Source organism: Oculatella sp. FACHB-28 (assembly GCF_014696015.1).
GTDB lineage: Bacteria > Cyanobacteriota > Cyanobacteriia > Elainellales > Elainellaceae > JAAUTN01.
In genome coordinates, this window is record NZ_JACJPJ010000095.1 from 117,971 (window position 1) to 142,373 (window position 24,403).

A 24,403-nucleotide genomic window follows, 5' to 3' on the forward strand; every position below is an offset into this window, starting at 1 on the left:
TGATGAGTAATGTTCTACTCTCTGCATGGGAACCTCTTACGAAACTTGATGTTAATCAATGCAACTACCCGCGATCGCCTAGCGCTTTCCCCAGTAACCCAAGCTGATTTTCAGAGGGTGAGGAAGATAGTGGTAGAAAGGAAAAAATTACTCACTACACTGAAGTACTATGAGATTTCCCCTTTTCTACAATCCTTTGTATAGTCATAATTTAGGGAATAAACCCAAATTTGTCATCCATGCAGAGTCTATATTTGAAGTAACAAAATGATCAATCGTCAGGCAGCCTGTAGCATTGGGGTTACATCAAACTTAAGGTTAGAGCTACATCAAACCTAAGTTTGTATAGTACGAATGATACTGGAATGAGCTGTCTCACCAAGATAGATTAATAGTAAGGTAAAAAAGCTTAAAATTTTGCACCTAATTGTCCTCACAGTGCAGCATTCGTTGAATTAGGCGATCGCCTGACACGGCAAACAGTGAACCGATTAAAGTAGAATACATTTCTCTCTTACCCAATCTGAGGATTAACGGATTGGATCAGTATTCGACTGCTCCTAATGCCCTCAATGTGGCTTGTTGCGCGGCGGTCAACCCATGAACACCCCAAATATTCATCCCTTCATAGAGGCGATCGGCTCTCAGCGTTCTGATGCAGTGTCCTGTTTTTACATCCCATAGCTTAATAGTCTCATCATGACTGCCGCTAGCAATCACCTGACCATTGGGGCTAAAGCTGATGGAGTAGACTGCTCCTGTGTGACCCTGTAAGACTTTGAGGCATTCACCGCTTTGCAAATTCCATAAGCGAATCGAAGCGTCCCAACTGCTGCTTGCCAAAGTTTGACCATCAGGGCTGAAGTTAACTGAGCAGACCCAACCGGTGTGTCCCTGAAAGGTCTTAAGACACTCACCACTGTGGCTATTCCATAGCCTGATAGCCGCATCAAAATGCCCAGTGACTAATGTTTGATCATTGGAACTAAAGCGGGCAGACCAAACTCCACTGGGAGTTTGCAATACCTTGCGGCACTGACCATTTTGTACATTCCACAGACGCACCGTGCGATCGCTGCCGCCACTCACTAAGGACTGACCATCAGAGCTGAAGCCAACTGTCCAAACCCAAGCCGAATGACCTCGCAACACATTGCGGCACTGACCACTTTGCACATCCCATAACCGCACTGTAGTATCTTGGCTGCTACTTGCGATCGTCTGACTATCCGGACTGAAATTGACGCAGAGAACCCAGGATGTGTGACCGTGAAATACTCCTAAGCACCGCCCCTTTTGCATACTCCACAACCGCGCAGTTTGATCTGTGCTGCCGCTGACTAAAGACTGACCATCGGAACTCAAACTGACAGAGTGAATCCAACCTGCATGACCCTGAAATTCCCTCAAACACTCACCTTTTGGCACATTCCACAAACGAATGGAGTGGTCTGTACTGCCACTGATTAAAGACTGACCATTCGGAGTGAAGTGAATGGAGCGGACTCCAGATGAGTTTCCCCGTAAGACTTTGAGGCACTGACCCCGCTGCACGTTCCATAAACGAATCGAGAAGTCATAGCTGCCGCTGGCTAGAGTCTGACCATCCGGGCTGAAGTTGACCGATCGAATTGCCTGGGTATGACCATGCAGCATCTTGAGGCACTGACCGTCTTCCACATTCCATAGACGAATCGAAGAATCAAAGCTACCGCTGGCGATCGTTCGACCATCAGGGCTAAAGCTAATGGATTGGATAACACCTGTGTGACCCTGCAGTACTTTAAAACATTGACCGTTCTCCACATTCCAAAGGTGAATGGCTGCATCATCGCCACCACCTGCGACCGTTTGACCATCTGCATTGAAATGGACTGAGCGAATTCCACCCGCTTGTCCCTGCAAGGTCTTGAAACACTCACCGTTCTGCACATTCCATAAGCGAATGGTTGCATCATTACTGCCGCTGGCAAGAATCTGGCCATCAGGGCTAAAACTGATCGACCAAACCCGGCCCGTATGTCCTTCTAATGTTTTAAGACACTGCCCGGATGCCACATCCCAGAGGCGAATGGTAGAGTCCTCATCACCACTAGCTAATATCTGACCATCAGGGCTAAAGCTGATGGAGAATACAGAATTCCGGTGCCCTTCCAGTTCTCTGAGGCATTGACCGGATGCGACATTCCACAAACGAATGGTGAAGTCTTCACCACCACTAGCAAGCATCTCGCCATCGGGGCTAAAGCTGACGGATAAGATCCAACTCTGATGTCCTTGCAGCGTCAACAGTTGCTTTCCATCTGCCACCTGCCAGAAACTTATTGTTCCATCAACACCACCTGTTGCCAATTGTTTACCATCTGGAGTGAAAGCGACTGAATCAATCCCACTTAAGGTTTGAGTAAACACAGAGGTTGCCAAGTCAGCATTGCAAAAATTGACCCCTGCCAAGTTGACCTGCCGTAAGTCAGCCTGCCACACTGCTAACTCTGAAAAGTCATAGCCACATAAATCACTTTGCAAATGCACCAGCAAGTTGAGCAGGTTTCCCGCGACATAGTGTGACTGGGGTGATTGCTGCTGGTGCTTCAGCATGACTTTCAACTGTTGCTCGATCGCTTGAGAGCTACCAAACTGGATCAGCAATTGCTCGGCGATCGGCTCTATAATCAATCGCTTTTGCATCTCTCGAATATAATCTTTTGCTTGTGCTCTAATCAGGGCATGAGTTCGGAGCCGCTGTGGTGTTTGATTGGTAATTTCTTGAGAAACGCACTGAACCAACTGATGGGTGGCATACTCCAGCACAACAGGCTGAAGAAAGAAGTACTCACCTTCCTTTTCGATTAGCGATCGCCGCAATAATAACTGTATTGCATCTAGCAGTCTGCTTCTGGAGATTGTGGGGATAACATCCTGACTTAATTCAGCTAGCGAGACCGGTTCTCGATTAATCGCTAACTCAAAAATCATTTCCTGCTCAATCTCAGAGAGGCGATCGAACTGGCGTTTGAGCAAGTCGCGAATGTCATCAAAAACGGCAAACCCCTGCTGCACACACTTTAATACTTCAACGATTCTGCCATTAAACAATTCTTGAGTTGTGGCTGCCACCAGTCTCAACGCTAAAGGGTTGCCGCCATAGTGTGCTACTAATCGCTCCCACTCATGCTCCGTGCCGGTAAATTCTCCTTTGTGGCGAAACAGTTCTTGTCCAGCTTCTACATCTAGTCCCTTGAGCGACAGCGAAGCGCAAGTGCGACGAGAAGACGTTCGACCTGATTGTCCCTTTCCTTCAAGTGGCACAATTTCTCTAGGCTTCTCGCGGCTGGTGAGCAGAAAGCAACTCTGGTGAACGACTTCTCCAACCTCCTTGAACAGTTGACCATATCCTTCACAGCCTGCTCGGTACTGTCCCATCTGCCAGGTTGTACTCAAGATAGCTTCGGCATTGTCCAGGATCAACAGACAGCGACGAGAGCGCAGTCCCTCCATCAGCTTCAGCAGTTTTCCGTCCAGGCTAGCGGGTACAGCGATATCCTTTCCCTGAACTTGCAGCAGAATGGGCAGCACGCTCTCTAACCACTCCTCAAAGGGCGGGGCATTTTGTAGCGATCGCCAGATCACAACCTCAAACTCAGCTTCAATTTGCTCCACCAGCTTGGCAGCAAGCGTACTTTTGCCCATCCCACCAATGCCCAGTAGCAGGACAAGGCGGCAATGTTCCTCTAAGATCCACCGCTTGAGACACAGGAGTTCTTGATCACGTCCGCACAATAGAGATGTGTCGATGATGTTACCCCAATCTCGCTGATACTTCTCTGCTTGAGCAACAGACTCGATCGCTGCACCAGGTCGAGTATAGTCATCCTTGTTGAGCTTCAGCCCAAAGGCTCGAAAGGCCCGCTGCAAAGACTGTTCATCAACGGGGGCTGAGCGTCTAAACACTTTAGAAATTGTGGTTAAAGACAGATCCATGCGTTCACTGAGTTCTTCTTGAGTGAAGCGCTCCCCAGCATTCTCATTCAACTCAGCCTCAGTTTTGGCAGCTTGAAGCCTTTCCCATCCTTGCATGGTCAGGACGGCTCCCCGGTAGGATCTAGTCTTTTGCGGTGGTGTCAGAGTCATCTAAAACGCGCATGGAGTTTAAGCAGAATATAAATGCTCAACTTAAAACACTGTTATAAAAACTTTATTAAGATGCAGCAATTTATGTCAGGCTCATACAGGGTGTTTGACAAGTTCTAGAGTGCGATTCAGCAGCACACCCCCAAGTTAGGGATTAACCTAATTAACTTAACTGGTAAAAACTGAAGAAATGTTAAAGAATGAGCATTGCTGATTAATGTTAAAGAATGAGCATTGCTGATTGAATACATGAATTGCGTAGGGGTGTTTTGTGCAACATCTCTACTAAAAGAATCCACATTCGCACCTTATGTCTGTGTTTAGCGATACCGAAGAATGCCGCACAACTACAGCAAGCGGAGGTGTGAAAGGGAAAAGTTTTTGTGCTGAACGATCGAACGCTGGAGACAAGACCGGATGAGCAAGTGGTGTCTAAATGTAGGGGTTTTGCTGGGTAGTGCCTTAGGAGTATTGGTTTGTTCTAAACCGATCGCCGCCCAAGTGATCCCAGATAATACGCTGCCTGTGGGGGAGCGATCGCAAATTACAGGCGATGCCAATGCTCAGATTGATGGTGGAGCGAGGCGAGGGGGCAATTTATTCCACAGCTTCAGCCAGTTTTCAATTCCTACTGGCGGGTCTACTTACTTTAACAATGCGGCTGATGTGCAGAACATCTTCAGCCGGGTTACAGGTGACTCAGTCTCGGATATTGATGGCTTGATTCGAGCTAATGGCACGGCAAACCTGTTTTTGCTCAACCCCAATGGCATTCTGTTTGGACCTAATGCATTACTCAATATTGGGGGTTCCTTTATTGCTAGCACTGCCGACAGCATTAACTTTGCCGATCAATTTCAATACAGTGCCACAAATCCTCAAACAGCACCACTGTTGACCGTTAGCGTTCCGGTTGGCTTGCAGATGGGAGCAAATCCAGGACAAATTGAAGTGCAGGGGAATGGATACGATTTATCTGTTTCACCCCCTCTTGCCTCCCCTCGTATTGTCAGAAGCGTTAATCCAGAGGGGTTACGAGTGCCAATTGGGCAGTCCCTCGTCTTAATTGGAGGAGGTATAAACATTAATGGTGGTGTCCTGACAGCGGAGCAAGGACGAGTTGAGTTAGGAAGCGTGCGTACTGGACAAGTCAGTTTTGATGATAGCTTTGCCTTGAGCTACTCAGGAGTGAAAGATTTTGACAATATTCATTTATCTCAACAGGCGTTAGCTGACGCAAGTGGGGGTGGCTCAATTCAGGTGCAAGGGCAGCAAGTCTCGCTAACAGGTGGCTCACTGCTATTTGTTGAGAACCAGGGGACTCAAGTAGGAGGAAGCATCAGCGTGAATGCTGTGCAAGCTCTAGAACTGAGCGGAACCAGTCCAGATGGTGGAATACGAGGTGGACTAGATAGCCAAAGTGTGGGCATTAGAAGTGGAGCAGATATTACAGTTTCAACTCAGCAGTTAACTCTTCGAAATGGGGCACAGATTGCTGCGATTTCCTTCAGTTCTGGTAGATCAGGCGATGTAACTACGCGAGCCTCTGATTCAATACAAGTCATCGGAGTTTCATCTATTAATCCTTCTATAGTTAGCGGCATCGGTAGTAGTGTTTTTAGCTCTGGAGCGGCAGGAGATGTTGCTGTATCAACACGGCAACTAACACTCCTCAATGGAGGAAGCATATCATCACTAACGTATGGAAGTGGTCGTGGCGGAGATGTAAAAGTAAATGCTCTTGACTTCATAAGACTGATTGGACAGAGCAGCCTTTCCGTTCCAGGTAGTATAACTGCTGTTACTCTGGGTATCGGAGATGCAGGTCAAGTCATCGTCAACGCTGGAAGACTAGTAATTCAGAATGGAGGAGCTGTTGCGTCTTCAACCCTAGCAACTGGCCGCGCAGGCAGTCTCACAATCAATGCCAGAGAATCTGTGGAAGTTAGTGGTCGCCCCGTAGGTCCTGGTCTTCCCAGTTATGTGGGTTCGGCTGCCTCTATTGTGCCTGAATCCCAACAGCAAGCTTTCGGACTGCCTGACAGACCTAGTGGAAGTTCGGGCGATCTAACCATTAACACGCCCCGTTTAAGCATCAGTAATGGTGCGATCGTCACTGTCAACAACGAAGGAACTGGAAACGCTGGCACATTGCGGGTGAACGCCAACTCCATTTCTCTAGATCGTGGCGGTACGATTACTGGGGCTACTACATCCGGTGAAGGGGGCAACCTTAACCTGAATGTGCGAGATGTCTTGCTGCTACAAAATAGCAGTCAAATCACGACCTCAGCGGGTGGCAATGGCAACGGCGGCAACATTCAGATTGATGTAGGCGCGATCGCTGCCGTGCCCCCTGAAAATAGCGACATTAGCGCCGATTCTGTTAACGCTCGTGGTGGCAATATCCTGGTTAATGCTTCTGGCATCTTTGGTATCCAGCCTCGCCCACAAGATACGCCTTTAAGCGACATCACCGCAACCGGTGCAACTTCTGCCTTGAGTGGGGCGATCGATGTTACGACCATAGGCGCAGACCCGACTGCTGGGTTATTGTCCTTGTCTACAGGTTTAGAGGACTCATCTCAGTTAATTGGCCACGGCTGTTTTGCTGACGAGGGCAACTCCTTCATTATCAGCGGTCGCGGAGGCTTGCCTCCCACGCCGGAACAGCAGCTTGACGAGGATGCAAGATGGAGCGATCGGCGGCGACTGGTCGTGACTGGAGGGGGAGGACACAGGGACACGGAAACGCGGAGACGCGGAGAATCTGTCGCAACCTATCCCCGCGTCTCTGCGTCTCCTTCTCCTTCCCTCACCGCTGCCTCAGTTACCGAAGCCACTGAATGGCAGGTCAGTTCTATTGGAGAGATCATTCTGGTTGCTAACCCACCTAGCCCTGTCAGGCAGAATTCACTGAGTTATCTGACCGTCTGCCCGGAGAACTAAGGAACGGCAACAATATCGTTTCTGATTCATCGTGCATGTCTAATCTCTAACCCTCACTAGGCACTGCCATAAACTGGAACTGCTGCCCCTCGGACATCTTGCGCTGCTTCAGATGCCAGAAAGCAAATGACTTGAGCTAACGATTCGGGCTTAACCCATGTGTGCGCATTTTCAGCTCCCATCGCAGCTCGGTTGGTCGGTGTATCGATGATGCTGGGTAGAACAACGTTGGCAGTAACATTTGTGCCTTTCGTTTCATCTGCGATCGCCTTAGTCAGAGCAACCACTCCTGCTTTTGAAGCACCGTAGGCGGCGAGTTGTCCGCTGGGTTCTACTGCACCTCTTGATCCGACTGTTACGATCCGTCCATAGTTCTGTTCCAGCATTCGTCGGAGGCTGTGCTTGCAGACTAAGAAGGTTGAGTTGAGGTTTAAATTAAAGTCTCGTTGCCAGTCGGCAAATGGATACTCATGAGTTTTGCCCATTGCAAAGCCACCAACGAGATGAATTAAGATATCCACTTTGGGCATGTTGTTCACCAAGCGTTCTACGGACCGCTCATCTTGAAGATCAGCAGAGACACCAGTGATGCGAGTTATGTCATCAGCAGGCAACGATGCTTTTAGGCGAGCGAGATCTTGAACCCGACGGTATGGAATTGTTAGGTTAGCCCCTTGTGCTAACACAACCGGCGTTACACCCAAACCAAGTCCACCTGTTGCGCCTGTTAACAAAACATGTTTCCCTTTCATGTAATATCACCTTATATTGATTCAGTCATAGATCGGTTGCAGTAATGCCTTCTAACGCTAATCTGTAGCCGATTCTTTCAATGATTAAGCATTTGAGTTGTTGGGTGAGCGCAACGCTCGTGTAGCGTAAGTTCAGTAAAAGGGAGGTGGAGCTTGACCTCCCTCTACCTCACGCAGATGGAGAATGCTGTAACATCCTTATTTGATTTCAGCCGGATCAAATTCTGTAACTCGCCCAAGCCGTGCTGCTAGAAACACATCGTAGGTTGCACAATAGGCGATCGTGACATCGTTGGCTTGGTTGTAGAGATGGACAACCGTACCTGCTCCTCCCGGTTGAAGTGCGATCGGTCTTAAATCTCCAAAGAAAAGACGACGAATCGTATCACCGCTGCCTAATTCATCTCTCAGTTTTCGCAGTAGAGCCAATTTCTTCTCAAGATCTTGAGGGGTTGGATCGGCTGGATTTGTGGCTTGGCTCATGATCAAAGTTCTCCAATGATGTTTACAACGTACATAACTACGGCTCGATATCCGCAGGCTCATTCACTGATTGCAGAATTAAGCTGCATTCAGACTTCTCTACTGTGCGATCGCAGCATGCTCAATGATCTCGGCAACGGCATCTGGATGGGAAATCATCACGACATGTGACGCACCGCTCACGGCGACTGTCTCCCTTGAGTTAGCACGCTCCGCCATGAAAGATAGTGCTGCTGCGGGAATATTTAAGTCGCGATCGCCATAGATGAACCAGGACGGGATAGACTTCCATGCAGGCTCACCAGAAGGTTCGTTCAGTGCGGCTTCCGTGATCGGACGCTGAGTACTAGCCATCAGTTGCGCGTCGTTGGCGGGCACGTCGGCGGCAAACTGTGCGTGGAACTTGTCCTGTTGAATGTAGAGGTCTTTACCGCCATCGGGCAGTACAATGGGCGGTGCGAGTGTCGGTCCGAGTGTGCTTCCCGGATAACGTCCTGAGAGTTCGATGGCAGTCTCGCCGGTATCAGGAGCAAAGCCAGCAACGTAGACCAGTGCTTTCACGTTGCTGTTATCATTCACCGCATTGGTGATCACTGCGCCTCCATAGGAGTGCCCAACCAGTACAATGGGACCTTCGATATTCTGAAGGACGCTAGCGACATAATCTGCGTCACTCCTGACTCCGCGCAGGGGATTGGCGACGGCAACTGTCGGATAACCTTTCGGAATCAGCTCGGACAATACGCCATTCCAACCGGAAGAGTCAGCGAATGCGCCATGAACGAGGACAATAGTGGGCTTGCTATCTTGTGCGCTTGCAGGATTCATATTGGCTCCTAGAGAAGTGATCACAAGGGTTCCGACAAAGAGTGTGACGATTAGAAGTAGACGGATGCTGTGCTTGAGGGTGAGCCTATTCATGTTGTAATCTCCCTTTCTGTTAGGACGCTTTAAATCTGTGCCATACCACCATCAACAAATAGCTCAATGCCGTTCACAAAGCTGCTGTCGTCTGAGGCGAGAAAAACAACAGCCTTGGCGATCTCATCGGGTGTGCCGACTCGACCTAATGGAATGTTGACGGCTTGGCTATCCACGAATTCCTTTACCTGTTCATTACTTAGCCCCAAGTGATTGTAACCAGGAGTCGGAACCACACCAGGACTGATAGCATTAACCCGAATCTTGCGATCTTTGAGGTCGAGTGTCCAATTGCGGGCAAACGATCGCACAGCAGCTTTGGTAGCGCTATAAACACTGAAGGCTGGAGTGCCCACAATAGAAGCAGTCGAGGCATTCAGAATGATAGAAGCGCCTTCGGGCAGCAGCGGCAATGCCTTCTGCACGGTAAACAGCAAACCTTTGACGTTCGTGTTAAACGTTTTGTCAAAGTGTTCTTCGGTGATTGAGCCGAGTGGGGCGAGTTCTCCACCGCCAGCATTCGCGAAGATCACATTGAGGTGTCCTTGCTCCTGCTCGATTGTGGCAAACAGGCGATCGAGGTCTGCCAGATTGGAGGCATCGCTCTGAACACCCGTGACGTTTTCACCAATCTCTTTAACGGCAGCATCGAGTTCAGTTGGGCGACGACCTGTGATGAAGACATAAGCACCTTCAGCAACAAAACGCTTAGCAGTCGCAAGACCAATGCCACTCGTACCACCCGTAACAAGAGCGACTTTTCCTTCTAGTTTTTTCATGGTGAATCCTAAAGTTGTTGAGTTTGAAAGAACCGTCTGCACGGGTCACGAAAACATGAGAACGTACCCTTGTGAAGTGCCTGCAATGGCTGCCTTCTTACACCTTTGAAAACAGAATATTTAACCCCTCAGTCATTGTGGGATGAGTCAAAATTCCATCGCGCAGAACGGTATAGGGCATCTGCGCTTGCATCACCATTTGCACGGTTGAAATCACTTCACCCGCTGCATGACAAAACAGGGTGCAGCCGAGAATCCGACCTGTTTCAGTATCCACGATCGCCTTCATCAGTCCAGTGGTTTGACCCTCTGTTACCGCTCGCATAATGTTTGAGGCATCCAACCTCGCCACTCGGATGGCATACCCTTGTTGTCGTGCTTGGGTTTCGGTCAGACCTACCTGAGCCAGTTCTGGCTCGATGAATAGGCTGGAGGGAACCACCCGATCGCTCGTGCTGCGGTTGCTGCCATCAATCAGATTCGCTTTGACAATCCGATAATCGTCCAGCGCCACATGGGTATATTGCGGTCCCCCATTGATATCGCCTAACGCCCAGATATTCGGTACGTTTGTCTCCAGGCGATCGTTAACTGGAATGAATCCGCGTGCATCGGTTGCCACACCCGCAGCAGCCAGGTTTAAGCTATCAGTGGTGGGCACACGACCGACAGCAATGAGCAGATGTGACCCTTCTAGACTTACCTGGTGATCGCCAACTTGAATCTGAAGTTGAGTAGCATTGCCAGTGCGATCGACTTTCAACACCTTCGCCTTCAACAAGAAGTCAATGCCGTCTCGCTCTAACAGCGTTTGCACGGCGATCGCAATATCTGGATCGTGCTGTGACAGGATTTGCCCACTTTGCCCAATCACAGTGACGCGAGAGCCAAAACGCCGAAACATCTGGGCAAACTCCAACCCAATGTAGCCACTTCCCAGCACGATCAGATGTTCTGGTAATTGTTCTAGCTCCATGATCGATTCGCTGGTCAAAAACCCAGCTTCTTTGAGTCCCGGCACCGATGGAATCAGCGGTCGCGTACCTGTATTGATAAACAATCGTTCTGCGGTGAGTAAGCGAGTTGTTCCCTCATCGGTTGCCACTTCAATTGTTTTAGGTGCCACAAAGCGAGCCGTGCCAATAATCAGATTGTCTCCCAATGCAGTGTTCAATATGTTGAGATTGATAGGTCGCAAAGACTGCACGACCGAGCGCTTGCGCTGAATCACTGCCGCCATATCAACTGTGGGCGGTGCCGTGTGAATGCCATAGGCTGCACTGTTTCGCACCGTATTTGCTGTCGCTGCACTTGCCACCATCGTTTTGCTGGGAATGCAGGCAATATTAGGACACGAGCCCCCAATCATGGTTAAGCTGCGTTCCACCAGAGCAGTTTTGCGTCCGTCTGCGACGAGTGCGGGTGCCAGGGTTTTACCTGCTTTGCCACCACCGATAATAATGTCATCGTAGTGTTGTGTGTCCATTTATATCTCCTTTGAGTGGGAGGAATGTCTTTAACTAGTTTTGGCGGGCGATCGCATAAATCATTAAGCAGCAGCAACTTCCAAAACAGAAGCTTCAACCTGTTTCAGATATTTCTCAAACCATTTCACGGCAGTTGTGCTGGCAATCTCAAAGCCCTGTCCCTGGAAACCGTCGAAGTGTCCACCCTTCAAGATGGTGAAAGACTTCGGCTCCATTGCACACGCATAGACAGCGGCGGTTAAATCAGGAGATGCTAGAAAATCTTTCTCGCCTGCAATTAAACATAGCGGAGTAGGAAAAATCGCCTCAAGATGAGGAACAGGTTCGTAATAGAGACAGTGTTCGATCGATTCAAAGGTGATGCGATTCTCCCATCGTCCTTCGCTGGCAATTTTAGCGGATTCAACCCAGGTGAATGCATCGGGTGTCGGCAGGAAGCTCGGTTGTCCCGGTGGAGCAACCAGGGGAAAGTAACTCACTTCCCCGGTTTGATACCGTTTGACTCGGTCTTGTGAAAGCAACGTTGTCAGTCCATCGAGTTCAAGGGGTGAAGTCAGGCGACGGGAGTTGAGAAATGCATTCACCGTAGGCATCTGTGCCACAACAGCTTTGACGCGCCGATCGAATGCCGCCAGATGCAGCACATGACCACCACTGTAGGAGAAGCCCCAAACACCGATGCGTTCAGGGTCAACTTCCTTTTGGAGTTGGGTCCAGGTGATAGCATTGCGATAATCCTCGTGCTGCTCGGCAGGCAGCATTTGTCCACGAGGCTCTCCCTCACTGGCACCCATGTAGCGGTAATCGAACAGCGTGACGGCAAACCCAGCTTGAGCAAAGCGCTCAGCAAATTGGGGCAAACCCATTTCTTTAGTCAAGCCAATGCCATGCGCCATAACAATCGCAGGACAACGCTGACCAGATGCGGCTTTATCTGGAGTGTAAAAGGTGACGGAACACTTTAACCCTTTACTGTCAAAACTGGTGGTTCTTTTTGGCATCACTACTTACCTTCTTATTTCTGGAATACGCCCAATCATTGTGCTGATTGGACAGGAATGGGTTGCAGCCGTGATATGAGCAATCGATGGATGTAGTTTGCGATCGCGAAGCGCAGATTGCATCACTAATAGGCTCTTACACCTTGGACCCACTGCCTAAATGCTGTTTCAAAAACGCCAACGTGCGATCGCCCGCTAATTCTGCGGCTTCTTTGCGGTAAGCAGAACTATTGATGCGACTAAACCCGTGGCTCACGCCTTCATAGCGATAGATTGTGACTAGAGGATTGTCTTTCAGCCCTTGCTGAATAGTGGTTTGAGCGCTTGGTGACACATATTCATCATTTGCAGCCATGTGCAAGATCAACGGTTTCTGAATCTTTGTCGCCTCTGCTAAATTTTGGTCAATCTCAACACCGTAGTAACTGACATTGGCATCGGCATCGCTACGAGTTGCCATAAAATATGCCAGTTTGCCGCCCAAACAAAAGCCTACACTGCCGACCTTACCGGTGCTGCTAGGATACTGCCTTAGAAAAGACAGACTTGCCTTCAGATCTTCTACACCATTATCTATATCCAATGCTTTGAGTAACTCAAAAGCTTGAGCCCAATGATCCTGCTTCTCAGGATCGAGTTCTATACCAGGTTTTAGCCGCCAATACAGATCTGGCACGAGCACCAAATAGCCTTCTCTAGCATAAGCATCAGCAGTCTGCCGCATATTATCATTGACCCCAAGAATTTCTTGAATCAGCACAATTCCCGCACATGGCTGAGTATCGGGTATTGCTAGATAAGCGCTAAAACTGCCTCCAGAAAAGGCTGAAATGGTTACATTTTGAGTTGTCATTATGTCTTTTACAGAGATATATACTTATTTCATCAAACTGTTGTCGAGCCAGTGACTAAGCTTGCTCAGGAGGTGGGGGAATAATCTCGATGCCATACTTAGGCGCAGTAGTGAGGATTTTATCTAAGTCTTCAGGACTCAATGGTGAGGCAGATGTAACTTGACCATTCACTGCCTTTCCAACTTCGGCAATAAATTTATCAAATCCTGCGGGTGTCACCCAAACCAGCATTTTGACAGGTACAGCGGTAGTGTTGGTAAATCGATGAAGCTGACCTTTGGGCGAATGAAGGAAGGTTCCTGCTGTTGCAACAAGGGTGCGCTCGTCAAGCTGAAATTCAATCTCTCCCTCTTGCACATAAAACGATTCATTTTCTCGACTGTGCCGATGGGGAGGAGTACCTCCTTGAGGTGCAACAACAACCTCACAAAGCGCATAAGCTTCACCTGTATCCTCACCAACTGCCTTGAAAATATAGAGGTCTTGACCAAACCAATACGAATGTCCTTGACCTTGTTCAACTAAAAGTCCATCTCGGTTGATTGTCATTGTTGTCTCCAAGGAAACAAGTTGTTTATTCGTAAGTTAGTGTTAGTGATGGTGTACAGGGATGTTGCAATCTCGATCGCACACTCAATTTAGAGAACACCCCGCTACCGTTGGAATATACTCACGCCAACTTTTGGGTAAGGCTTCAAGTTGAGCAGCGCGGTGAAGTAACTTCTGAATTGCCTTCTTCACTACGACCTCAATTTAGGGGACTAAATCAAATTTGTAGTCCATTCAGGGTCTATAGTTTAGGCAACATATTGATCAATAGTCAGCTAATCTGAGGTATTAGTTTGGATCAAACTTAAGTTCAGGTTGGAGCAACCTTCTCCTCAATCGGTCAACACTGGTTCATGCGTTGTGCTAATGGAGGATTTCCAAATCAGCCATGATGCCGAAATGGTCAGAAGGATAGAGAGTACGACTGTTAGAAGCGGGTTGATCCAAAATTAGTTGGCAATTCTTCACCCGCAGATGATGACTGACAAAGATGTAATCCAAGGTGCCTCGCCAAGGACGAAGTGTGCGATTGAAGCGCAAATTACGAAAAGCATGCCACAGCACTTTCTGCCAATTGCGTCGCACCAGGGGAGTGGGGCAGGTATAGACTGGCTCCTGACCATGGTGTGCGGCATAAGCAGACGTGAACTGTTGCCGCATAAGGGCGATCGCTGAGGTTTCTGGGGTTCCGTTAAAGTCTCCGACTGCAACAACAGGTAGTTCTGGTGGAAGCTGTCCTAACCAATCTAAAACCTGCTGCACTTGGATATCCCGACCCGGATGGGAGCCGGGGTACCAGTAATAATGTCCATTGCAGAGGACAAACGGTTGCCCATCCACCACAACCTGAATATACTGGGCAACACGGTTCTGCCCTTCCAAGACGAGCATTTCCTGTTGGACGAACGGATAACGACTAAGAATTGCGATTCCTTCAAACAGAGAATTCTCTTCATTGTTGGCTTTAGGAACGAAATACACGTAGGGCATATCCAGTTCTTCTGCAAGCCAGGCTCCTGTATCTTCCGGTAATGTGACGACCTCCTGCAAAGCAATTAAATCAGCATTCTGTGCAGCCAGTCCTTCGACCAGTAGGTCCCGTCGCTGTGTCCATTCTTCTAGGTCAAATAAGATGTTGATTGTTGCAACTCTAACCATCAACGAACATTGAGCTTGTTACTTGATACATTATCAGTTTGAGGCGTGTACACAGTTCTCCATGCTTCGACTGTTTCCTGCCCAATTTCGCTGTCGATTGTTTCCCCGCTTTCCGTCACCAGTCGAATGCTGACATTGCCCTGCGGCGCGGTTTGCAAGGCTTGAGCTAACTCACTACTAACTGGAAAGGTGCTGTTTTGTCCTGAAACTTGAAACACCTGATCATTAATTCTGATAAACAGTTCAGTGATATTCCGGGCGTTGTTAAACTCTGAACAGTCTAAGTCAGACGAGAGACCATAGTGGAAGGGTTGGCTCAAACAATCGCGATCGCGAGTCACCAACAGGAACCGCACCGACTCTGGACTCCAAAGGCTCTGCACCTCAATTCGGGTAGTCGTGTTGAGAAACCTGCCGTAGAAATAGTTGCGGTCAAACACGCCAACAAAGTTACCCTCAAAGGGATCATTAATCTGAACAGGCTCAGACCAGGGTAAACTCCTGCTAGTTCCTAGTGCCGCTGAGTCAACGCTACGAAGATCAGTGGCAGCCTCTACAGATATAGCGCTGGTTGCCAAAATGCCCAGGATTCCCAAGCAAATCATTACCCGCCTAACCATAACTTCCTCGGATTGACGCGACCTCTTTTCGACGATAACACAAGGGCTTGAAGACGGTTGATGACAGCAACTGGCGAAGCAATCACTAGCAACTAGGACGATGGACTCACAGCTACGGTCATTCCAGCGCGACGTAACCGTTCTGCCAAAACATCACCTAGCCCGGTCGCTGGAGTGAGAACTCCTCCCCGCATCCGACCACCTGGTAGTTCATCGGGTTGGAGCGCCAGACTCAATGCCGATTCAGAAACAAACTTGACCGTCGCTCGATTTCCAGGATCGCCCTGATCTTGAATCAGTCCTCGCACCTTACGTCCATCTAGGGCAGTGCCCACCAATTCACAAGAGAACCAGCCCTCATTCATCGTTTGCTCAGAAGGTCCGCTACCGGGTTGAGGCAAAATAGGTTGCAGGAGCGATCGCATCTGTGGCTGTTGCAAACCTGCCACAAACAGAGCGAGTCCCGCAGTTACACCAGTTGCCTTCAGCCACGATAGGGGTTCGTCAAACTTGAGATATTCCTGATAGCTGAAGTCGGGACCATAGGGTTCTTGCCATTCCTGGTACAATGCACGACTGCGGCGGACAACACGAGTATTCACAAGTCCCATGAAAAAGGGAGCGACCCAGGTATTGAGCTCTGCATCAAAGGATGGTGTTTGTGGGTCACGGTTGCGATCAATTTCGGCTTGAGTATGAGATGTGGAGGGGGACAGCAGGAAGGGGTCACTCATCTGAGCTGCCCCTGGTGAGTCAAAGAGATTCAACGCCGATGCTAATGTGCCACCGTTAAAGCTACCAACTGCTTGAAAATAGGCATTCACCTGTTTGCAAGGCACACCCAACTCTCGTTGCAGGTGACGAACGACGAGGTAAGTGCCGAGATCAGATGGGACAGAATCAAAGCCACAGCAGGGAATGATGCGTGTGCCATCGGCTGCTGCCTGAGTCTGATAGCGATCGATTAGCGTTTTGACCCAAGGCGTTTCTCCAGTAATGTCTACGTAATGAGTTCTAAACCGAACGCAAGCAGCAACAAGGGCATTGCCATAGAGAGCAAAGGGTCCGGCAGTGGTGAGCAGTACTCGCGTTTGAGAGGCGATCGCATCAATCGCTTGCTGATCTTGACTGTCAGCAACTAGCACATCCACCCCTACGCCAACCTGATCTCGAACAGCCTCTAATTTCTGGCGGTTTCGTCCAGCGATCGCCCATCGCACCTGTTCAGCAGAGGCATGACGGGCAAAGTACTGCACGGTCTGCTTCCCAACAAAACCTGTGGCACCGTAAAGGACTACATCATAAACACGATCAGACATGGAGGTGCTCCTGGTAGCTATACCTGCAACTTTAACTTTGAAGGTTTTTAAAGAGATTTTGGGAGACCATTAGAAGTAACTTTGGGGACTGTCGAAGCGACCTTAGAGGGGTGTGAAACGACTCTGGAGGCATTTGAAGTGGCTTCAGGGGTATTTGAAGTGACTTCAGAAGCATTTGAAATAACTTCAGAGGCGTTTGGAGTGATTTTAGAGGCATCTGCATCAACTTCAGAGGTATTTGAAGCGGCTTTGAAAGCATTTGCCTTAGCTTCGGAGGCATTTGAAGTCATCTTGGAAGCCTGAGTTATACCAATTCTTCAAATTTGGACTATACATAGATACTCTTGTAGGGGCATTTCGCGAAACGCCCCTACCCAATCTGTTGCTCTACTTTAGGGACTTGGTATTAAAGGAGGAATTTACGGAGGAAAAAGCGATCGCTGTTAAAGCTTTCATCAAATTACAAAGATCTACACCCTACGAGGGCTAGTGTGTGTCTGCGATCGCCACATAGCGCAGCAAGATTCGCAAGACTTCTCCGGGGTTGAGCGTCAGCCTGAGTTCTGACTCAGCCGGGGGGATTTCTGGACTCCATAAGCCTGCTTCGGCGTAGTGCAGGTTGTGTAACTGGTGAATTGTGTTTTGCACGAGCGGGGGTGAACCGATTAGCAAATGGCGAATTGGCTCACGGTTGGGGTAGCGCAGGGGCAAGGGCTGTAGCTGTGGCGTGGAAACGGGTGCAGGAGTTGTTGCAGCAGGATAGGTGCTGCAGTGTGGGTGATTAAGTTGGAGGTCATGGGTTTTCCTTGGGATGAAACGACGGGGAGGAAAACCCAAAAATTTAGCCGCCCCAAACGTCATAACAAACTGGAGCGGCTGAAAATAGGGATAAAATACCTTCAGCCCTCAGACTGCCTCAATCAGTCGAAAGGGTTAGCTGTCGGAAGTTGGTGTCAACAACTTTCGGCAGCGCAACTAAATTTTTGGGTCTGCAACTTGAAAGAACTCATTCTGTTGAAGTCGCATTGCAGAATTAAATCTTATCGGAATAGGGTTAGTCAAGTAGAAAAGTTACAGCACTCGCAAAATAAATGGGTAGCGATAGGGTCGGTCTAGCTGGGTCAGTGCGTGAACTGTAGCAATGATCGGCATCAGCCAGCTAATAAACAGCGTTAGAAACAATAGTGGCAAGCCAATTCCAATGAAGGACAACAGTAAGAAAAGGAAGATATAGACAACAATATTGATGAAAAAGTTAAGTGCTTCTCTAGCATTTTGCTGCACAATTGGGTCGTCAGAGAGAACCAAAACCGCAATCGGAACTAACAGCGGCAAAACCGCAACATTGAAGAGCAAAACCCCGTGGCTGACGGCTGACAACAGCTTGCGTTTCTCTAGATTAGTCATGGCCCGATTCATCACCCGTTAAGCTGATCACGTAAATTTAACCAGGGGCTCCGCACATTGCGGTAGCCTTAAAAGTCTGTTTTCTCGAAGCGCTTTGCGCTTGCAAAACTAAACTGTCGAATTTATGTGGGTTGATTAATGCTGTGACTTTACCCTTCAAGTGTAGCCAACAGATTGAGAGGCGTCAGATCAGCAATGCCCCAATCGTCAAAGACCTACATCTAATACCACCGTCCGTAGAGTAGCGGCATCGATAGGGGCGAAGCGTTCCGTCACAATCCCTGCCACCAAGGCACAATTCTTTTGCCGAATGCTTCGCCCGTACACCCAATAATGCTTCTTAACGAAACGGCTTTATAAACTGCCGTATTCTGCACGCAACCGGGTTTTCTAACCTTACTCTAGACATCATCCCCAGTGGGAGACGGAGTGAAACAACCGCCTATGACTCCTTGCTCACGTCGCAAATGTAATCCAAATGCAGTTGATCTCACCTGGTCAAAAGACACAGAGCTAATCGGGCTGACCCTACAACTACAGCCCCTCCAGGACAGCTCACTCTACCCGCAATATACGATTGGGCTGCACGCCTGGTTTCTCGATCAGGTCCGTCAGGCTGACCCTGACCTATCTGCCTATATGCACGACGGCGAATCTGAAAAACCTTCCACCATCTCCGGTCTGCAAGGGCTCTCCTCTACCTCTAGCCGCTCACATTCGCTGAGTGCAAACCAGACTCATGATTGGACGATCACTGTACTCTCTCAACCCGTCGTACAGTGGCTATGGTATGTCAGTGGTTTTAGGAGTTTTGTCAGTCAACTAGGTCTACGACTGGAGCCATCGCTTGACCCTTGACCTCATCAATCAAAGACTGAATGCGATCATAGTGAGCACCCCGCCAGTAGACCTGATCACAGTTCTGGCATTGGGTAAAATCGTCATAGTAAAGATGGGTGTAGTAGGGAATTTGGTGTTGGATATCAGCTTTATCCACCCAGATTACTTCACCATTGCAACGAGGACAGCGCTGAAGAGGGGCGATCGCAGGATACAGCCTAAACCGCGCTAACACCTCCACTATCTGCTCCTCTGGATTGTGTGAACGAACCGCATACCCATAAGTAACAATGCTTCGCTTCAGTAGTTCCCGGTCTTGAGTCAGGAGAATGCGCTGTTCCTGGCTAGAGGTTTGAGCTAGTTCATCATCGTTGTAGTCATTGCGATAAAGGGTATCGAAGCCTAACAACCGTAAATAGGTTGCCAGCTTGCCCAAATGCACGTCCACCACAAAGCGCATCGGCGATAACGGTGGAGGCTGCACCTGGGAAACGGGTGTGATATCCAACGTGGTGAACTGGGGATAGACGCTGATGCGATCGCCCTCCTGCACCAGATAGTCAAAACTAACCGATTCCCCATTCACGATAATCAGGTTAATTTCAGGATGAGGGACTCCCACCGCTTCGATCGCATCTTTGATAGAACCCCGGTCTTTGATATAACGCTCAAATTCCACCTGCCGACGGTGGGGTGGCAGGAAGTCATTCAGGCTGCTATAAAAGCGAAAAAAGGCATGGGGCATGTTATCGCTGGAGCGTGACGTTACGCTTATCAAATTGCGCTGATCAAATTAGTCCGCATCAACCTCTGATTCTGTATCCTCAAACAAGCGATCGCCCCGGTGTAATCGATATGCCATCTGATAAGTTTGCTCCTGCGATCGCATCGTGGGCGCATGAGCCGCCAGGTATCGCGCCGCTGCCACCAATACAGGTACCCCTTCCACAGGATCGATGAGTTGAGAATACAGGCGAAATGCCGCTTCCATCGATTGCATCACATGAAAATCTCGATTCTCGCGCAACATTAGTTTTGCCAGCGCGGTCATTAGAGCTTTAGGATTGCCACCGCTATAAAGATATTGCGCCACCAATCGTCCCGTTTCGTTGACCTGCTGCTGGCGATCGAGCAGGTCAGGCAATTTCTCCAATAAAGATTCAGGATTGGCAACAATATCTTTAGCATCCGGTAAGCGAGCAGGCGGCACATTGAGAAATCGGTTCAAATAAACGCTCATGGCTGCATCGAATACACCCCGAAGTAGCTCAACCGTTGAAACCCGACGAATTCCTTGCAGAACAGCATTCGCAAAGGTAAAGGGATGGTGGGCACTGTTCCAATCTCCATGATCATTATTCGTGTGAAATCGGGCGACGCGCAGAGCCGCCGCATAGGTGACGATTTGGGCTAACTGTTCCTCCGTACAGCCCGATCGCAATGCATCTAACAAACGATTGGCGATCGCCTGAGCATCCTCTCCCAACAACACTGAAAGGAATTCTGGAGGTTGAACCCACTCTCTTCGATGAGATTTTCCAGTTTCTAGGACAGCAGGCAATTGCTCAAATGCCTCTTCTAGAATGGCTACCAAATCCACTGGATAGCGCCATGAACTGGCTTCTTCCATGCGCGTTGCATTTGCCAACCCTGCCACAAGACTTGCCAGAACAGGTTCAGCTTCTTGCCAATCGGTTGCTTCGCCGTGCTCCGAAGGGGTAACCGCATCTAATGCCTCTAATGCCTTATTGATAAAGTCCAGCACATGCCCCACATCCAAGTAGCGATGATCGGTTGCTGCTGCAAATAACATTTCGGCAATCTGAGTACGACTGATTCCAAGCTCTACTGCGGTCACCAAACACCGTTCAGCCGCCTCGCGATCGCGCTGGTCGATAAACTGACGAAACCACGCTTTTAAGGTCACAAAATCTAAGTGAGTTGTCGGCAGGGGGTGTACTCGAAAATGAGGAGGAGACCCTGCACTGTCACGCGCAACAGCAGAAAGTCCCTGATAGAGGGCACGGGGGCAATCGCTTTCATCGAGGTAGGGCAACAGATTCATCATGCAGGTGAGCATGGTTAGCCCCGTATCCCATCCGGTTTTGTTGTAGCGAGTGCCAAAGGACAGCCCGACCTGAAAGGGCTTAGTTGGCGCAATTCCCAAATCCAGTAATGCAATTACTGATTTTGCAATAACCAGTGAAATGCCTTGCTCTAGTCCATCCTGTAATCATTGCTGATGATGAACTTTGAGGTTATCCAGGGGGGTAACATCTACCCAAATCTCCCCATCTCGAATCTGTACGGGAAACGATCGCACATCATCTGCCCAAGAATCAAACGTGCCGCCGCTTGCCAAGTCAAACCGAGCATAGTGCCACGGGCACGTGACAATCCCATCCTTACACACACTGCCATGTAGTGGAAAACCCATGTGGGGACAACGGTTATCGATCGCATAGACGCGATCGTTGCTGTAGAACAGCGCAATGGGTTGCTGGTTTAAACGGACGAGTAACTGCCCTTTTTCCTGAAGTTCTGCCAGAGTTGCCGCACGAACAAGTGATTGAGGTCGGTCCGAAATAGATTTCATATTTATAAAGAATTAACTTTATAAATATCCTAAGCAAGTCCCCTTAGTTTGTAAAGACTTTTCTTTAGTTTCTTGACCACCGCGATCAAGATTGGTTTTGAATTGCTTTGTCAGTCACTACTGTAGACAAAACGATGGAAACTTCGACCGCTCCCAGTTGGAGAAATCGCTCCATCATCCCTTCCAGGTGTTGCATTGAAGGGAGAACTGCTTTCAAGATGTAATATTCGTTGCCCACAACGCGATGGCAACCTGACAAGCTATCCGATTTTTGAAGGGGCTTAGCAATAATCAAGTCCCTTCAAAAACTTGATCATGAGGTAATAACAACGTTGAGCTACTTATCCTAACTCATTCATTCTGTTTTGCCGCTTAACGCGGTAGTGGTCATAAGCTGCACAAATCCACGCTCCAATTAGCATGAACACATTTTTGTCCCAGTTGCCCTGGTTATTAGGCAATAGTCCACCTGGTCCAATTAGACCAAAAGCCAGAATAAAGCTCAGGAGCATGAGCATCATGATGATGCCAGCCCAGCGCACCCAACGGTTTACTACAAAGGCGGCTCCCACAATCATTTCGACTGCCGGAAGCAGATAGGCATAGGGCAAAGCAAGGAAAGCGGGCAAAGGTCCAACCCCTTGAAATCCCCAGCCCCAGAGAGCTAGCTTGCTCTGTGTCACTGTTTCAAAGAAACCACCTGGGGTGCGAAAGTAGATGTAGTTGGCGATTCCTGAGAGGATAAAAAAGATGCCTAAGAGGACGCGCATGGTGGCGATCGCCGTGATCACCATGCTGCGTTCGCTCTTTAATCCAACTCGCTGATCAAAAGTGTCTTGAAGCATTTGAAATTTTCCTAAAGTATCGGTTTCCCTGTAGAAGCGTTTCGCGAAATACCCCTACAAAATTCATCTATCTAGTTAGCAATGCCTGAAAACACTACTGGCTTTGCTGTAACTGATCTAACAACACAGGTAAACCCGTCGGTCGCAACACCTGACTAAATTGATTGGGCTGGATTGCTCGCCAAAACAATGCACTGCTACTGATTACCACCAGAACGGCCGCAATATCTCCCAACCGTTGCAATAGATGAAGGGAAGGTTGACTGGATAGGTTAGGTTGACTGTGACGGCTAAAAACTTCATAGGTGAGCCAATCTACCGTCGCCCTAAAGTTGTGAATAGGGGTTGGCAAAAGCTCTAAATAGGTGCCCTGACGAATCAAATGCCCCGATCGCCCAGAAATGATAAAGCGATCGAATAAATTAGCAGCTGCCTCCCCTAATCCTAGTTTCATCAAGGTTCCTCGAAGGGTAACTTTGACGGGTTTAAGAGGTTTGTTTTGCACCATTGCCATCACATTGTGGGCAATTGTAGCCCCCTGCTGGTAAGCAACTTGCGCTGTTGCAGGTAGCATCATGTCCAGTGCCGCATTATCCCCACCTACAAACACCTCCGGAAAATCAGGTAGCTGCATGGTGGGCGTAATTCGCAGGCGACCAGAGCGATCGCGCCGGTCAGCAGGAATGTCTAGTTGCTTGAGCAAAGGGTGAACGGCAGTTCCGGCTGTCCAGATAATTGTCGCCGCATCAAGCTTGTTCTCATGTCCCTGCTGCTTGTATTGCAAACACTCTGGATGAATGGCGCTGACTGTTGCTTCTGTCACAAGTTGCACGGGAATGGTGCGCTTCTTCAACGCTTTTTCAGCTACTTCCCGCAAATGACTATTAATGTCTCCTTTAAGAATTTCCTTACTACGATTGAGGATAAAAATTTGAATTTCTTCAGGGTTACCATTGAGCTTTCGATACCACTGGGGCAACAAGTCTGCTAAGGTAGCAGCCATTTCTACACCAGACGGACCTGCTCCGGCGATCGCCACCGTCAACAGGACGCGACGACGCTCTAGATCATCGGTTTGACTTGCCTGCTGGAGACACGCTCGCAAGTGCCGTCCCAGCGATAGTGCATCCTCACCCGTGCGAAATGCAAAGGTGTAGTCTTCTGCTCCAGGAATGCCAAAGTAGTTTGTTGTACTTCCCAATGCCAGCACAAGATGTCCATAACTATATTGCAATCCAGAGGCTAACTTAACCTGTCGCTGATGCAGATCAATCCCCTGAACCGTATCCTGCACAAACGTGATGCCGTCACAATCTAGCAGTTTTGCATAGCGAGGTTGAACCTGGCTATCGGACATTTCACCACTCAACAACTCATATAGGAGTGGCTTAAACACAAATCGGTCCGCTTGTTCGATCAAAACAATGGGTCGAGAGTGTCGGTGATGGCAAAGGTGTAATGCCGTCAGCAATCCAGTAAAACCACCACCTAAGATCACGGTTGGACTTAACGGATTCATGATCTCCCCATCTAACTAGAGAACTGGGAATCGGTTAGCAAAAGATACAACATACTTTGGGTGGAATAGAAACTGTAGGTTGGGTGGAACAGAGCGTAACCCAACACGGGCTTGGATTTTGTTGGGTTACGCTACGCTTCACCCAACCTACGCCTTTTTGGAGCAGGAACTAGGAACCAGTGAACTGTTAGCA

At 48.9% G+C, this 24,403-nt stretch carries 21 protein-coding genes and 2 pseudogenes; 3 read left to right on the forward strand and 20 right to left on the reverse strand.

The window, feature by feature from the left end; genetic code table 11:
- Positions 1-543 precede the first annotated feature (543 nt).
- Positions 544-4,131, reverse strand: coding sequence for an NB-ARC domain-containing protein (locus tag H6F88_RS26220; protein ID WP_190645758.1), 3,588 nt, complete (start codon positions 4,129-4,131; stop codon positions 544-546).
- A gap of 417 nt (positions 4,132-4,548) precedes the next feature.
- On the opposite strand from H6F88_RS26220, the gene H6F88_RS26225 reads away from it, so the two are divergent.
- Complete coding sequence (locus tag H6F88_RS26225; RefSeq protein WP_190645759.1) at positions 4,549-7,080, forward strand: filamentous hemagglutinin N-terminal domain-containing protein; 2,532 nt, start codon at positions 4,549-4,551, stop codon at positions 7,078-7,080.
- 56 nt (positions 7,081-7,136) lie between these two features.
- Here the strand turns inward: H6F88_RS26225 and fabG are convergent, their stop codons facing one another.
- From fabG to H6F88_RS26280, 12 genes and pseudogenes are all read right to left on the reverse strand, one after another.
- Positions 7,137-7,832, reverse strand: coding sequence for a 3-oxoacyl-ACP reductase FabG (gene fabG, locus H6F88_RS26230; RefSeq protein WP_190645760.1), 696 nt, complete (start codon positions 7,830-7,832; stop codon positions 7,137-7,139).
- A gap of 25 nt (positions 7,833-7,857) precedes the next feature.
- A pseudogene (locus H6F88_RS34670) lies at positions 7,858-7,968 on the reverse strand (enoyl-CoA hydratase/isomerase family protein); the annotation flags it as partial.
- A 62-nt stretch (positions 7,969-8,030) separates the two neighbouring features.
- Positions 8,031-8,315, reverse strand: coding sequence for a hypothetical protein (locus tag H6F88_RS26235; protein WP_190645761.1), 285 nt, complete (start codon positions 8,313-8,315; stop codon positions 8,031-8,033).
- Positions 8,316-8,414: 99 nt separating this feature from the next.
- Positions 8,415-9,236 carry an alpha/beta hydrolase gene (locus H6F88_RS26240; RefSeq protein ID WP_190645762.1) on the reverse strand — a complete coding sequence of 274 codons (822 nt, stop codon included), beginning with the start codon at positions 9,234-9,236 and terminating at the stop codon, positions 8,415-8,417.
- Between the two features lie 29 nt (positions 9,237-9,265).
- On the reverse strand, positions 9,266-10,015 hold the full coding sequence (locus H6F88_RS26245) for an SDR family oxidoreductase (RefSeq protein WP_190645763.1): 750 nt from the start codon (positions 10,013-10,015) through the stop codon (positions 9,266-9,268).
- Between the two features lie 97 nt (positions 10,016-10,112).
- The gene (locus H6F88_RS26250; RefSeq protein WP_190645764.1) at positions 10,113-11,501 is read right to left on the reverse strand and encodes a mercuric reductase; all 1,389 of its coding nucleotides are present in this window, start codon (positions 11,499-11,501) and stop codon (positions 10,113-10,115) included.
- A gap of 63 nt (positions 11,502-11,564) precedes the next feature.
- Positions 11,565-12,503 (reverse strand): alpha/beta fold hydrolase, encoded by a 939-nt coding sequence (locus H6F88_RS26255; protein WP_190645765.1) that lies wholly within the window; start codon positions 12,501-12,503, stop codon positions 11,565-11,567.
- 136 nt (positions 12,504-12,639) lie between these two features.
- Positions 12,640-13,356, reverse strand: coding sequence for a dienelactone hydrolase family protein (locus H6F88_RS26260; protein WP_190645766.1), 717 nt, complete (start codon positions 13,354-13,356; stop codon positions 12,640-12,642).
- Positions 13,357-13,411: 55 nt separating this feature from the next.
- Entirely contained in the window at positions 13,412-13,906 is a 495-nt protein-coding gene (locus H6F88_RS26265) for a cupin domain-containing protein (RefSeq protein ID WP_190645767.1), read from the reverse strand.
- A 363-nt stretch (positions 13,907-14,269) separates the two neighbouring features.
- Positions 14,270-15,064, reverse strand: coding sequence for an endonuclease/exonuclease/phosphatase family protein (locus tag H6F88_RS26270; protein WP_190645768.1), 795 nt, complete (start codon positions 15,062-15,064; stop codon positions 14,270-14,272).
- Positions 15,064-15,684 carry a hypothetical protein gene (locus tag H6F88_RS26275; RefSeq protein WP_190645769.1) on the reverse strand — a complete coding sequence of 207 codons (621 nt, stop codon included), beginning with the start codon at positions 15,682-15,684 and terminating at the stop codon, positions 15,064-15,066. Before H6F88_RS26275 ends, H6F88_RS26270 begins: the two co-directional genes overlap by 1 nt.
- Before the next feature lie 92 nt (positions 15,685-15,776).
- Positions 15,777-17,003 carry a saccharopine dehydrogenase NADP-binding domain-containing protein gene (locus H6F88_RS26280; RefSeq protein ID WP_190645770.1) on the reverse strand — a complete coding sequence of 409 codons (1,227 nt, stop codon included), beginning with the start codon at positions 17,001-17,003 and terminating at the stop codon, positions 15,777-15,779.
- Between the two features lie 81 nt (positions 17,004-17,084).
- Between H6F88_RS26280 and H6F88_RS26285 the strand changes: the two genes are divergently transcribed.
- On the forward strand, positions 17,085-17,306 hold the full coding sequence (locus H6F88_RS26285; RefSeq protein WP_190645771.1) for a hypothetical protein: 222 nt from the start codon (positions 17,085-17,087) through the stop codon (positions 17,304-17,306).
- A gap of 183 nt (positions 17,307-17,489) precedes the next feature.
- On the opposite strand, the gene H6F88_RS26290 is transcribed toward H6F88_RS26285, so the two are convergent.
- Positions 17,490-17,864, reverse strand: coding sequence for a hypothetical protein (locus H6F88_RS26290; protein WP_190645772.1), 375 nt, complete (start codon positions 17,862-17,864; stop codon positions 17,490-17,492).
- Positions 17,865-18,074: 210 nt separating this feature from the next.
- A complete protein-coding gene (locus tag H6F88_RS26295) occupies positions 18,075-18,410 on the reverse strand; it encodes a DUF4870 domain-containing protein (protein WP_190645773.1) in 336 nt (111 codons plus the stop codon).
- Positions 18,411-18,854: 444 nt separating this feature from the next.
- Here H6F88_RS26295 and H6F88_RS26300 point away from each other — a divergent pair, with 444 nt between their 5' ends.
- On the forward strand, positions 18,855-19,268 hold the full coding sequence (locus H6F88_RS26300) for a hypothetical protein (protein ID WP_190645774.1): 414 nt from the start codon (positions 18,855-18,857) through the stop codon (positions 19,266-19,268).
- Here H6F88_RS26300 and H6F88_RS26305 read toward each other — a convergent pair.
- The 5 genes and pseudogenes from H6F88_RS26305 to H6F88_RS26325 form a co-directional block, all read right to left on the reverse strand.
- Positions 19,225-19,995, reverse strand: coding sequence for a Mut7-C RNAse domain-containing protein (locus tag H6F88_RS26305; protein ID WP_190645775.1), 771 nt, complete (start codon positions 19,993-19,995; stop codon positions 19,225-19,227). The two genes, H6F88_RS26300 and H6F88_RS26305, sit on opposite strands and share 44 nt — an antisense overlap.
- Before the next feature lie 48 nt (positions 19,996-20,043).
- Positions 20,044-21,846: pseudogene (locus tag H6F88_RS26310) on the reverse strand (Rieske (2Fe-2S) protein).
- Between the two features lie 85 nt (positions 21,847-21,931).
- Positions 21,932-22,141, reverse strand: coding sequence for an Lrp/AsnC ligand binding domain-containing protein (locus H6F88_RS26315; RefSeq protein WP_190645776.1), 210 nt, complete (start codon positions 22,139-22,141; stop codon positions 21,932-21,934).
- A gap of 46 nt (positions 22,142-22,187) precedes the next feature.
- The gene (locus tag H6F88_RS26320) at positions 22,188-22,691 is read right to left on the reverse strand and encodes a MauE/DoxX family redox-associated membrane protein (protein ID WP_190645777.1); all 504 of its coding nucleotides are present in this window, start codon (positions 22,689-22,691) and stop codon (positions 22,188-22,190) included.
- 94 nt (positions 22,692-22,785) lie between these two features.
- Positions 22,786-24,210 carry an NAD(P)/FAD-dependent oxidoreductase gene (locus H6F88_RS26325; RefSeq protein ID WP_190645778.1) on the reverse strand — a complete coding sequence of 475 codons (1,425 nt, stop codon included), beginning with the start codon at positions 24,208-24,210 and terminating at the stop codon, positions 22,786-22,788.
- Positions 24,211-24,403: the final 193 nt, after the last annotated feature.

Coding starts and splice junctions, on each gene's coding strand:
- H6F88_RS26225 (WP_190645759.1), top strand. CDS start 4,549: ATGAGCAAGTGGTGTCTAAATGTAGGGGTTTTGCTGGGTAGTGCCTTA.
- H6F88_RS26235 (WP_190645761.1), bottom strand. CDS start 8,315: ATGAGCCAAGCCACAAATCCAGCCGATCCAACCCCTCAAGATCTTGAG.
- H6F88_RS26255 (WP_190645765.1), bottom strand. CDS start 12,503: ATGCCAAAAAGAACCACCAGTTTTGACAGTAAAGGGTTAAAGTGTTCC.
- H6F88_RS26275 (WP_190645769.1), bottom strand. CDS start 15,684: ATGGTTAGGCGGGTAATGATTTGCTTGGGAATCCTGGGCATTTTGGCA.
- H6F88_RS26325 (WP_190645778.1), bottom strand. CDS start 24,210: ATGAATCCGTTAAGTCCAACCGTGATCTTAGGTGGTGGTTTTACTGGA.
- H6F88_RS26280 (WP_190645770.1), bottom strand. CDS start 17,003: ATGTCTGATCGTGTTTATGATGTAGTCCTTTACGGTGCCACAGGTTTT.
- H6F88_RS26300 (WP_190645774.1), top strand. CDS start 18,855: ATGACTCCTTGCTCACGTCGCAAATGTAATCCAAATGCAGTTGATCTC.
- H6F88_RS26270 (WP_190645768.1), bottom strand. CDS start 15,064: ATGGTTAGAGTTGCAACAATCAACATCTTATTTGACCTAGAAGAATGG.
- H6F88_RS26295 (WP_190645773.1), bottom strand. CDS start 18,410: ATGACTAATCTAGAGAAACGCAAGCTGTTGTCAGCCGTCAGCCACGGG.
- H6F88_RS26240 (WP_190645762.1), bottom strand. CDS start 9,236: ATGAATAGGCTCACCCTCAAGCACAGCATCCGTCTACTTCTAATCGTC.
- H6F88_RS26245 (WP_190645763.1), bottom strand. CDS start 10,015: ATGAAAAAACTAGAAGGAAAAGTCGCTCTTGTTACGGGTGGTACGAGT.
- H6F88_RS26220 (WP_190645758.1), bottom strand. CDS start 4,131: ATGACTCTGACACCACCGCAAAAGACTAGATCCTACCGGGGAGCCGTC.
- fabG (WP_190645760.1), bottom strand. CDS start 7,832: ATGAAAGGGAAACATGTTTTGTTAACAGGCGCAACAGGTGGACTTGGT.
- H6F88_RS26305 (WP_190645775.1), bottom strand. CDS start 19,995: ATGCCCCATGCCTTTTTTCGCTTTTATAGCAGCCTGAATGACTTCCTG.
- H6F88_RS26250 (WP_190645764.1), bottom strand. CDS start 11,501: ATGGACACACAACACTACGATGACATTATTATCGGTGGTGGCAAAGCA.
- H6F88_RS26320 (WP_190645777.1), bottom strand. CDS start 22,691: ATGCTTCAAGACACTTTTGATCAGCGAGTTGGATTAAAGAGCGAACGC.
- H6F88_RS26290 (WP_190645772.1), bottom strand. CDS start 17,864: ATGACGTTTGGGGCGGCTAAATTTTTGGGTTTTCCTCCCCGTCGTTTC.
- H6F88_RS26260 (WP_190645766.1), bottom strand. CDS start 13,356: ATGACAACTCAAAATGTAACCATTTCAGCCTTTTCTGGAGGCAGTTTT.
- H6F88_RS26265 (WP_190645767.1), bottom strand. CDS start 13,906: ATGACAATCAACCGAGATGGACTTTTAGTTGAACAAGGTCAAGGACAT.